7 protein-coding genes are annotated in these 11,816 nt (G+C 55.4%); 1 reads left to right on the forward strand and 6 read right to left on the reverse strand.

All coding sequences use genetic code 11. The annotated features are described in order from the left end of the window. Positions 1–68 precede the first annotated feature (68 nt). The 4 genes from pyrG to rlmD all read right to left on the reverse strand — a co-directional run bounded on the left by pyrG (position 69) and on the right by rlmD (position 6,381). Positions 69–1,706, reverse strand: coding sequence for a glutamine hydrolyzing CTP synthase (pyrG, locus tag ABIB59_RS12065; protein ID WP_039077701.1), 1,638 nt, complete (start codon positions 1,704–1,706; stop codon positions 69–71). Positions 1,707–1,929: 223 nt separating this feature from the next. After that, a complete protein-coding gene (gene mazG / locus ABIB59_RS12070) occupies positions 1,930–2,721 on the reverse strand; it encodes a nucleoside triphosphate pyrophosphohydrolase (RefSeq protein WP_108700705.1) in 792 nt (263 codons plus the stop codon). Between the two features lie 68 nt (positions 2,722–2,789). Next, the gene (relA, locus tag ABIB59_RS12075) at positions 2,790–5,030 is read right to left on the reverse strand and encodes a GTP diphosphokinase (protein ID WP_039077703.1); all 2,241 of its coding nucleotides are present in this window, start codon (positions 5,028–5,030) and stop codon (positions 2,790–2,792) included. A gap of 52 nt (positions 5,031–5,082) precedes the next feature. Continuing rightward, positions 5,083–6,381 carry a 23S rRNA (uracil(1939)-C(5))-methyltransferase RlmD gene (gene rlmD, locus ABIB59_RS12080; RefSeq protein WP_071193824.1) on the reverse strand — a complete coding sequence of 433 codons (1,299 nt, stop codon included), beginning with the start codon at positions 6,379–6,381 and terminating at the stop codon, positions 5,083–5,085. Positions 6,382–6,437: 56 nt separating this feature from the next. On the opposite strand from rlmD, the gene barA reads away from it, so the two are divergent. Further along, positions 6,438–9,188, forward strand: a complete 2,751-nt coding sequence (gene barA / locus ABIB59_RS12085; RefSeq protein WP_039077705.1) for a two-component sensor histidine kinase BarA — start codon at positions 6,438–6,440, stop codon at positions 9,186–9,188. 49 nt (positions 9,189–9,237) lie between these two features. Here barA and ABIB59_RS12090 read toward each other — a convergent pair whose 3' ends face one another. Next, positions 9,238–10,377, reverse strand: a complete 1,140-nt coding sequence (locus ABIB59_RS12090; RefSeq protein ID WP_039077706.1) for a glycerate kinase — start codon at positions 10,375–10,377, stop codon at positions 9,238–9,240. An 87-nt stretch (positions 10,378–10,464) separates the two neighbouring features. Continuing rightward, a complete protein-coding gene (gudD, locus tag ABIB59_RS12095; RefSeq protein WP_354035594.1) occupies positions 10,465–11,805 on the reverse strand; it encodes a glucarate dehydratase in 1,341 nt (446 codons plus the stop codon). Between the last annotated feature and the right edge of the window lie 11 nt (positions 11,806–11,816).

The following is an 11,816-nucleotide window of genomic DNA, read 5'->3' on the forward strand; positions in this document are numbered from 1 at the left end:
TCAGTACAAGTTAAACTAAAACTCCAGACAAACAGTGCACCCATTTGGGTGCACTGCCGTTCTAACTCTTACTTCGCCTGACGCTTCTGGTACTCACTGGCGGCTTTCACGAAGCCTGCAAACAGTGGGTGCCCGTCACGCGGCGTAGAAGTAAATTCCGGGTGGAACTGACAAGCGACAAACCACGGATGATTTGGCACCTCGATGATCTCGACCAACTGATCATCGCCGGAACGGCCTGCAACACGCAGACCCGCAGCTTCAATTTGTTTCAACAGCAGATTGTTCACTTCATAGCGATGGCGATGGCGTTCGACAATGGTCGGCTCGCCATACAGTTGACGGACCAGGCTGTCGTCGCCAAGCTGGCACTGCTGTGCGCCGAGGCGCATGGTGCCACCGAGATCGCTCTTTTCCGAACGTACTTCAATCTTGCCTTCTTCATCACGCCATTCGGTAATGAGCGCCACAACCGGGTACTTACAGTCTGGCACAAATTCCGTCGAGTTGGCGTTCTCCATACCTGCAACGTTGCGAGCAAACTCGATCAGCGCAACCTGCATCCCCAGGCAGATGCCCAGATAAGGAATATTGTTTTCACGCGCGTAGCGTGCAGTGGCGATCTTACCTTCCACACCGCGATAACCGAAACCGCCAGGGATCAGGATAGCATCCAGACCTTTCAGAATTTCGACACCACGTGTTTCAACATCTTGCGAATCGATCAGTTTGATGTTGACGGTAACACGATTTTTCAGGCCACCGTGTTTCAGCGCTTCGATAACTGACTTATAGGCATCCGGCAGTTCAATGTACTTACCGACCATACCGATGGTGACTTCGTCTACCGGGTTCGCCTGCTGGTAAATAACCTGTTCCCATTCGGCCAGATTTGCTTCCGGGCAGTTCAAGCTGAATCGTTTACAAATATAATCGTCCAGCCCCTGCGATTTCAACAGGCCCGGAATTTTATAAATGGAATCGACGTCTTTAAGGGAGATAACCGCCTTTTCCGGAACATTACAGAACAAAGCAATCTTTGCACGCTCGTTTGCCGGCACAGCACGATCGGAACGACAAATCAGAATGTCAGGCTGAATACCGATAGAAAGCAGCTCTTTTACTGAGTGCTGAGTCGGCTTGGTTTTGACTTCACCCGAAGCGGCCATGTAAGGCACCAGCGTCAGGTGCATATACAGTGTGCGTTCGCGACCCACTTCAACGGCCATCTGGCGAATCGCTTCGAGGAACGGCAGCGATTCGATATCGCCTACGGTACCGCCGATTTCCACCAGCACCACGTCATGGCCTTCACCGCCTTCGATGATGCGCTCTTTGATAGCATTGGTGATGTGCGGAATAACCTGAACGGTCGCGCCCAGGTAGTCGCCACGGCGCTCTTTGCGCAGCACTTCGGAATAGATACGGCCAGTCGTGAAGTTGTTACGACGGGTCATCTTGGTGCGGATGAAACGCTCATAGTGACCCAGGTCCAGATCGGTTTCAGCGCCGTCTTCGGTAACGAACACTTCCCCGTGTTGGATTGGGCTCATGGTACCCGGATCGACGTTAATATACGGATCCAGTTTCATCATGGTCACATTGAGGCCACGGGCTTCAAGAATGGCTGCGAGGGAGGCTGCGGCAATGCCTTTACCCAGAGAGGATACGACCCCGCCGGTCACAAAAATATAGTTCGTTGTCATGCTGAACCTGAGAAGTTAGGGTGAAACGATGGAATAACCAGGACGGGAAAGTAGTATACCTGAACAGGGCGTGCCTCACAAACTTTCATTCTCACCCCTTATCCCTAACCTCACCTGTAATAAGGAGTGAGAAAATAGCCACTTTCAGCAAAATGATTTTGACGTAAATCAAGCGCTTGTTATTTAAAAAATCATACAAATCGCACTTGAAAGCACAATATCTTTAGATATCAGTTTCCTGGCGTTTTACCTGCTGCCATACCTCTTCCATCGCTTCCAGGTCGATTCCGCTCATTTCCAGGCCGCGAGCGGCAACGATCCGCTCAACTTCGCGGAAACGACGTTCAAATTTCAGGTTCGCTTTTTGCAAGGCGACTTCCGCTTTTACCCCCAAATGACGCGAAAGATTGACCGTTGCGAACAACAAATCACCCATCTCTTCTTCCAGTTTCGCCTCATCCACGACAGCCTGTTTTGCCTCATCCATCACTTCGTCGATTTCTTCGTAGACTTTGTCCAGCACCGGCCCCAGAGAGGTCCAGTCAAAGCCCACGGTTGCGCAGCGCTTCTGGATTTTGTGGGCACGCATCAATGCCGGGAGGCTATGAGGAATGTCATCGAGCGCGGAATGCTGTGACTTTTCGGCGCGTTCAGCGCTTTTAATCTGCTCCCAGCGGGCCAGCACTTCACTGCTGTTTTCCGCCTGCGCGTCACCAAAAATATGCGGATGACGGCGCTCCAGCTTGTCACTGATGGCCGCACACACATCGTCGAAGTTGAACAGATTTTGCTCCTGGGCCATTTGTGCATAAAACACCACCTGGAACAGTAAATCGCCTAATTCGCCGCGTAAATCGTCGAAATCCTCACGGGAAATAGCATCCAGCACTTCATACGTCTCTTCCAGGGTATAGGGTGCGATGGTGGCAAAGGTCTGTTCTTTATCCCACGGACAGCCATTTTCCGGGTCGCGCAGACGTTGCATGATGCCCAGCAGGCGGGTGATTTGAGTCATAGTTCTGTCCTGATGAAAAAAAATGCCGGGTGGCGGCGTCGCCTTACCCGGCCTACAGAAGAGTGGATTTAACCGCCGTGCAATCGACGCGCGTCGATAACGTCCGGCACCTGGTTCAGTTTACCAAGCACACGGCCCAGCACCTGCAGGTTGTAGATTTCAATATTCATATCGATAGTGGCCAGTTGCTCTTTGGTATCACTGCGGCTGGCGACGCCCAGAACGTTAACTTTCTCGTTAGCGAGAATGGTCGTGATATCGCGCAGCAATCCGCTGCGATCGTTGGCGGTCACACGCACCACCAGCGAGTAACCTGCCGAGTAGCTTTCCCCCCACACTGCATCGACGATGCGCTCAGGCGCGTGGGTGCGCAGCTCTTCGAGTTGGTCGCAGTCCGCCCGGTGAATAGAAATCCCACGGCCCTGGGTGATAAAACCAACAATGTCATCACCGGGGATCGGCTGGCAGCAGCGTGCAATGTGATGCATCAGGTTACCCACCCCTTCCACCACTACCCGGCCATTATCTTTGCTACGGTTTTGCGGCGCGTAGGTTTTCTGCTGCAACTGTTTCAGTGCCGCGGCATCCTGCTCTTCCGCGCTCGGCTTGTTGAACTGCGACTGCAGGAAGTTGACCATCTGGTTGAGGCGTATATCGCCGCCGCCAATCGCCGCCAGCAGTTCTTCCAGATCGTTAAAGTTGTAACGCGGCAGTAGCTGTTTTTCCGCCTCTTTCAGGCTGATACCGAGATGTGCCAGCTCGTCATCAAGAATCTGACGCCCTGCCAGGACGTTTTTATCCCGATCCTGCTTACGGAACCAGGCGTGGATTTTGGAACGGCCACGGCTGGTAGTAACGTACCCCAGGTTCGGGTTCAGCCAGTCACGACTCGGGTTCGGCTGCTTCTGGGTGATGATTTCTATCTGATCGCCCATCTGCAACTGATAGGTGAACGGTACGATACGTCCGCTGATTTTCGCCCCAATGCAACGGTGCCCCACATCGCTGTGGATATGGTAAGCGAAGTCGAGCGGCGTGGAGCCGGCAGGCAAGTCCACCACATCGCCTTTCGGCGTAAACACATAGACCCGATCGTCGAACACCTGGCTGCGTACCTCGTCGAGCATTTCGCCCGAATCGGCCATCTCTTCTTGCCAGGCAATCAGTTTACGCAGCCACGCGATGCGGTCTTCATAACCACGCCCGCCGCTGTTGGTGCCTGTCGTTGCGCCCTCTTTGTACTTCCAGTGCGCGGCCACGCCCAGCTCGGCGTCTTCATGCATCTGCCGGGTACGAATCTGGATTTCTACGGTTTTGCCCCCCGGCCCTAAAACTACCGTATGGATAGACTGGTAGCCGTTCGGTTTCGGATTCGCGACATAATCATCGAACTCATCCGGCAGGTGGCGATAATGGGTGTGGACGATACCGAGCGCGGCATAGCAATCCTGCAGACGCTCGGCAACGATGCGCACCGCCCGGACATCAAACAGTTCATCGAAGGCGAGATGCTTCTTCTGCATTTTGCGCCAGATGCTGTAGATATGCTTGGGACGGCCATAAACCTCGGCTTTTACGCCCTCTTCTTTCATTTCTGAACGCAGGTGCCCAACAAACTCTTCGATGTAGTGTTCGCGGTCGATACGGCGCTCATGCAGCAATTTGGCGATGCGTTTGTATTCCGCCGGATGCAGATAGCGGAAGCAGTAATCTTCCAGTTCCCATTTGAGCTGGCCGATCCCTAAGCGGTTGGCCAGCGGCGCGTAGATGTTTGTACACTCTTTCGCCGCCAGCACGCGTTCGTCTTCCGGCGCTTCTTTCACTTCACGCAGATGGGCAATACGTTCGGCAATCTTGATGACGACACAGCGGAAATCGTCCACCATCGCCAGCAGCATACGCCGCACGTTATCCACCTGCTCAGAGGAGACGGAATCGGTATGGGTGGCTTTCAACTGCCGAATAGCCGCCATATCCCGGACGCCATGGATAAGCTCGACAATCGATTTGCCCACGCTTTCACGCAGGGTATCTTCACTGACGACATCGGCATCTGCCAGCGGGAACAGCAGCGCCGCTCGCAGCGTATCGAGATCCATACTGAGCATGGAGAGGATTTCCACCATCTCAACACCGCGCCATAACAGCAGATCGGCGTGAGGATGTCCCTGTGTTTGTCGCAGACAATATTCCCAGGTTTCGGCTAAGCGTTCACACGACGGCTGGCTGGAGATACCCAGACTGGCGATCCACTTCTTAGGATCGAATTCACCCGCTTTGTTCAAATGCGCACTTCTTACCGCAACCATTGTCCTCTCCTTTAAGGGACCGAGCCTGTCGAACTCGACAAGCCGAAATTAATCACTTGTGCTCGAATAACACCATGGATTCCAGATGCCCAGTGTGCGGGAACATATCCAGCATCGCCAGCCGCTTAATCTGGTAACCCGCATTGACTAACGCTTCGCTGTCACGCGCGAGCGTCGCCGGATTACAGGAAACATACACTACTTTGCCGGGCGCTAATTTTACAATGTATTGCATAACACCAGCGGCACCCGCACGCGCGGGATCAAGAAGTATTTTATCAAAACCCTGACGCGCCCACGGCTGCTTTGTGACATCTTCTTCCAGATTTTCGTGAAAAAAGGTCACGTTCTGCAAACCATTTTGTCGGGCATTTTCACGCCCTTTCGCGACCAGTTCGCCAACCCCTTCAACACCCACCACGCTTGCCGCCCTTTTTGCCAGCGGCAAGGTAAAATTGCCCATTCCACAGAAAAGATCCAGTACGCGCTCGTCCGGCTGCACATCCAGCCATGCCAGCGCACGGGCAACCATTTGCTGATTTACGCCGTCATTGACCTGAATAAAATCCCGCGGGCTGAACGTTAAGCGTAGCCCGTCAGAGTTATACCAGGGAGATTCTCCTGTAACCTGTTCAAGTATCTCGCTTTCGGGCGCCAGAAAAAGCGCCAGTCCCTCGGAATGCGAAAAGCGTTCCAGTTTTTCCCGGTCAGCAGCACTCAGCGGCGCGGTATGGCGCAAAACCATCAGCGGACCATTATCCGCCAACACCAGTTCAACATGCCCCAAATGGCGCACCGCTTTTAGGCTCGCCAGACAGGTGTGCAAGGGCGCAAGTAATGCCTCAAGACGGGGCACCAGGACCGGGCAACGTGAGACGTTAATGATGTCGCTGGCATTTGCCTTACGAAACCCCATCTCCAGACGCTGAGTTTTAGGCTGCCAGCTTAGACTCAGGCGCGCCCGACGCCGATAGGCCCAGGGCGACGCGCAGATAACCTCTTCGACATCGTGCTTCATTAAACGGGCAAGGGCGGCGCTTTTACTGCGCTGTTGCAGGGCCACGCTCGCATGCTGCTGCTGGCAGCCGCCGCAGACCCCGAAATGAGGACATACCGGCGCAACACGGTCAGGACTGTCGTTCAGACGGCGTTTTACTTCACCGCGTGCAAACTGTCGCTTGTCTTCAATCAGGGTAATTTCCGCCGTTTCTTGCGGCAACAATCCGGGGATAAACAACGCCTTACCATTATGTCGCGCAACCCCCTGCCCAAAGGGATCGAGGTCGTTTACTGTGACAGTTATGATCTGACGCGTCGTCACGCGCCGTTTTGCAGAGTAGAATTGCGCCATTGCCGAGAATTTTCTCAATTACAGATAATGACCACATTCTCCCATAACGGAACCCCATGACCAACTACAGCCTGCGTGCGCGCATGATGATCCTGATCCTCGCCCCGACCGTATTGATCGGTGTGCTGTTGAGTATCTTCTTCGTCGTTCACCGCTATAACGACTTACAGCGTCAACTGGAAGACGCAGGTGCCAGTATCATTGAACCGCTCGCCGTCTCCAGCGAATACAGCATGACGTTGCAGGACCGTGAGGCTATTGGGCAACTGATTAGCGTATTGCACCGTCGCCATTCCGAAATCGTGCGCGGCATTTCCATTTACGATGAGCAAAATCATCTGTTCGTCACCTCAAATTTTCAGCTCGATCCGGGTGAGTTACGCCTCGCAGACGGGTCTGCACTCCCCCGGCGATTAAGCGTAACGCGTAAGGGAGACCTGATGATCCTGCGCACGCCAATCATCTCGGAGGGTTACTCGCCGGATGAGTCCGCCATATCCGACGCCAAGCCCGCCGGTAATATGCTGGGGTATGTGGCGCTGGAACTGGATCTCAAATCCGTTCGTCTGCAACAGTACAAAGAAATTTTCATCTCAAGCCTGATGATTTTGTTCTGTATCGGTATTGCGCTCATTTTCGGCTGGCGACTCATGCGCGATGTCACCGGGCCGATTCGCAATATGGTTAACACGGTTGACCGTATCCGCCGCGGCCAACTGGACAGCCGGGTGGAGGGGTTTATGCTCGGCGAGCTGGACATGCTTAAGAACGGCATTAACTCGATGGCAATGTCGCTGGCGGCCTATCACGAAGAGATGCAGCACAATATCGATCAGTCCACCTCGGATCTGCGCGAAACCCTGGAGCAGATGGAGATCCAGAACGTTGAACTGGACCTGGCGAAAAAGCGCGCCCAGGAAGCGGCGCGTATTAAATCTGAGTTTCTGGCTAATATGTCGCACGAGCTGCGTACGCCGCTTAACGGGGTTATCGGTTTTACCCGCCTGACGCTGAAATCGGAGCTGAATCCCACACAGCGCGACCATATGCTGACCATCGAACGTTCGGCCAACAACCTGCTGGCTATCATCAACGATGTGCTCGATTTTTCGAAACTTGAAGCCGGGAAACTGATTCTGGAGAGTATCCCATTCCCGTTACGCAGCGCGCTGGATGATGTGGTGACGTTGCTGGCGCACTCCGCTCACGATAAGGGACTGGAGCTGACGCTAAATATCAAAAATGATGTGCCGGATAACGTCATTGGCGACCCGCTGCGCCTGCAACAGGTGATCACCAATCTGGTGGGCAATGCCATCAAATTCACCGAAAACGGTAATATCGATATCCACGTTGAACGGCGCTCGATAAGTAACAATAAAGTGCAAATTGAGGTGCAAATCCGCGATACCGGGATTGGTATTCCGGAGCGGGATCAGTCGCGCCTGTTCCAGGCATTCCGCCAGGCCGATGCCAGTATTTCACGTCGCCACGGTGGTACCGGCCTGGGGCTGGTTATCACCCAGCGGCTGGTCAACGAAATGGGCGGCGACATCTCCTTCCACAGCCAGCCTAATCGCGGTTCTACCTTCTGGTTCCATATCAACCTGGACCTGAACCCGAACGCGGTTTCCGAAGGCCCTGTTACCGGTTGTCTGGCGGGTAAACGCCTTGCCTATATCGAACCGAACGCCGCCGCGGCACAAAGCACGCTGGATGTACTGAGCACCACACCACTTGAGGTAATTTACAGTCCGTCGTTCTCAGCGCTGCCGCCGGATCACTATGACATTCTGCTGTTGTCTGTTCCGGTCACCTTCCATGAACCGCTGACCATGCAGCATGAGAAACTCGCTGCCGCCGCGGCGATGACCGATCATCTGCTGCTGGCGCTGCCCTGCCACGCCCAGATTAACGCCGAAGCGCTGAAACAAGATGGCGCGGCGGCTTGTCTGCTCAAACCGTTAACCTCAACGCGACTGCTGCCCGCCCTGACAGAGTATTGCTGTTCAACCCGTCAGATGGACTCGGTAGATATGAGCAAGCTGCCGATGACGGTGATGGCGGTGGATGACAACCCTGCCAACCTGAAATTGATCGGCGCGCTGCTGGAAGATCAGGTGCAACAGGTTGAATTGTGCGACAGCGGACCTCAGGCGGTGGAAAGGGCCAGGCAGATGCAGTTCGATCTCATTTTGATGGATATTCAGATGCCAGGCATGGACGGTATCCGCGCCTGTGAGTTGATTCACCAGCTTCCGCATCAACAGCAAACGCCGGTGATTGCGGTGACTGCCCATGCTATGGCGGGGCAGAAAGAGAAGCTGCTGAGCGCAGGCATGAATGACTATCTGGCAAAGCCGATTGAAGAAGACAAGCTTTACAATTTGCTGCTGCGCTACAAGCCCGGCGCGCTGGCCAGTAATGTTGTTGCAGCGCCGGAGCCTGTCGAACCCGACGTGCCGGCGGACGTGACGCTGGACTGGCAACTGGCGCTGCGTCAGGCGGCGGGAAAACCGGATCTGGCGCGCGAGATGCTGCAAATGCTGGTGGCTTTCCTGCCTGAGATTCGCAACAAAGTGGAAGAACAACTGGTTGGCGAGGCGCCAGAAGGGTTGCTGGATCTGATTCACAAGCTACACGGAAGCTGTGGTTACAGCGGCGTACCGCGGCTGAAAAACCTCTGTCAGCTTATTGAGCATCAGTTACGCAGCGGTGTGCCTGCTGAGGAACTGGAACCGGAGTTTCTGGAACTGCTTGATGAGATGGACAACGTCACCCGCGATGCCCGTAAAATGATGGGATAATCCTGATACCCTCTCCCACAAGAGAGGGTAATAACCAGGACAAAGCGTTTTATCTGCCCTGCCCAATTTTCAGTACAGCCGCCACGTTACGCGCGGTCATACGCACGTTTTCACCGGCGTTGGTCAGCGCATCTTCCAGCGTACAAATCTTATAAATCACGCTGAAAACCGCATCAATACCGTGATCGTGCACAACACCCACATCCGCCGTCAAACTACCCGCAATGCCAATAACCGGCACGTTATAGCGTTTCGCCACTTTCGCAACGCCGACCGGCACTTTGCCGTGCACCGTCTGGCTATCAATACGACCTTCGCCAGTGATCACCAGGTCGGCATCAGCAACATGTTTATCCAGCGCTAACGCATCGGTCACGATTTCAATGCCCTGACGCAGTTCCGCGCCGCAGAATGCGTACAGCGCAGCACCCATTCCCCCTGCCGCGCCACCTCCTGCAAGGTTCAGCACATCCTGATCCAGATCGCGGGCAATGATCTTCGCATAGTGCCCCAGCGCCTGATCCAGCCGGGCGATCATTTTCGGTGTCGCGCCTTTTTGCGGACCGAAGATTGCCGAAGCTCCCTCTTTACCCGTCAGCGGGTTAGTCACATCGCAGGCCACTTCAATGCGGCACTGCGCAAGACGTTTGTCCAGCTCACGAATATCGATCCTGGCGAGCGTTTCCAGTGCCGCACCGCCCGGGCCAATCTGCTGGTCTTCGTTATCCAGCAATTTCGCCCCCAGCGCCTGCACCATCCCCGCTCCACCGTCGTTGGTGGCGCTGCCGCCAATCCCGATGATGATATGCTTTACGCCTGCGTCCAGCGCATGGCGAATCAGCTCGCCGGTTCCCCATGAGGTGGTGACAAGCGGATCGCGTTGCGCGGGTGGCACCAGTTCAAGGCCGCTGGCCGCCGCCATCTCGATAAACGCACATTTTTCGTCGCCTGACAGGCCATAAAATCCGTCGACGTGTTCGCCAAGCGGGCCTTTGACTGTAACCGAAACGATGCGCCCGCAGGTCGCGGCAACCATGGCTTCAACCGTCCCTTCTCCGCCATCCGCAACCGGCAATTTTACATATTCAGCCGTCGGGAAAATTTCGCGAAACCCGCTTTCAATCGCGGTCGCCACATCCAGAGCACTCAAACTTTCTTTATAAGAGTCAGGTGCGATAACTATTTTCATAAGCCATCCTTACGCATATTCACTGCCGCAAGCATATACCCGGAAGCTTCTGGAAAATGCCAGCCCGGGCATGGGCTGGCAATTCCATTAACGCACCATGCAAGGACGTTTGTTGTCGAACGTCCAGCCGGGGATAAGGTACTGCATCCCCATTGCATCGTCGCGCGCGCCCAGACCGTGTTTCTGATACAGCTCGTGCGCCTTCATCACCTGATCCATATCCAGCTCCACGCCCAGACCCGGCGTTGTCGGCACCTGCACCATCCCGCCTTTAATCTCAAACGGCTCTCGGGTCAGACGCTGGTTGCCCTCCTGCCAGATCCAGTGGGTGTCGATGGCGGTGATTTTACCCGGCGCCGCGGCCGCCACGTGGGTGAACATCGCCAGCGAGATGTCGAAGTGGTTGTTCGAGTGGGAGCCCCAGGTCAGGCCAAACTCGTGGCACATCTGCGCCACACGCACGGAGCCCTGCATGGTCCAGAAGTGCGGGTCCGCCAGCGGGATATCCACCGACTGCAGGGAGAGCGTGTGCCCCATCTGACGCCAGTCGGTGGCAATCATGTTGGTGGCGGTCGGCAGGCCGGTGGCACGGCGGAACTCCGCCATCACTTCACGCCCGGAGAAGCCCTGCTCCGCGCCACACGGGTCTTCCGCATAGGCCAGCGAGCCTTTCAGGTACTTACCGATTTTGATGGCTTCGTTCAGGGACCAGGCGCCGTTCGGGTCGAGGGTGACGCGGGCCTGCGGGAAGCGCTTCGCCAGGGCGACAATGGATTCCGCTTCTTCTTCACCGGCCAGCACGCCGCCTTTCAGTTTGAAGTCATTGAAGCCGTATTTTTCATACGCGGCTTCCGCCAGACGCACCACGGCATCCGGGGTCATCGCCTCGTCATGACGCAGGCGGTACCAGTCGCATTTGTCATCCGGCTGGCTCTGATAGGGCAGCGGCGTCGCCTTACGGTTGCCGACGAAGAAAAGGTAGCCGAGCATTTCCACTTCGCTGCGCTGCTGGCCGTCACCGAGCAGGGAGGCGACGTTGACGCCCAGGTGTTTGCCCAGCAGGTCGAGCATCGCGGATTCAATGGCGGTGACCACGTGGATGGTGGTGCGCAGGTCAAAAGTCTGCAGGCCGCGGCCCGCGGCGTCGCGGTCAGCAAAGGCGCTGCGCACCTCATTGAGGACATTTTTGTAGGCGCCGAGGGTTTTGCCGATAATCAGCGGCGTCGCGTCTTCCAGAGTCTGGCGGATTTTTTCGCCGCCGGGGACTTCGCCGACGCCGGTGTTGCCGGCGTTGTCGGTGATGATAACGATGTTACGGGTGAAGAACGGCGCATGCGCACCGCTCAGGTTCATCAGCATGCTGTCATGCCCGGCGACCGGGATGACCTTCACTGACGTAACAACAGGAGTCGAACTTTGAGCGCTCATATTTTATCCTT

It is taken from the genome of Citrobacter sp. UYEF32, assembly GCF_040546205.1.
Classification (GTDB): Bacteria; Pseudomonadota; Gammaproteobacteria; order Enterobacterales; family Enterobacteriaceae; genus Phytobacter; species Phytobacter diazotrophicus.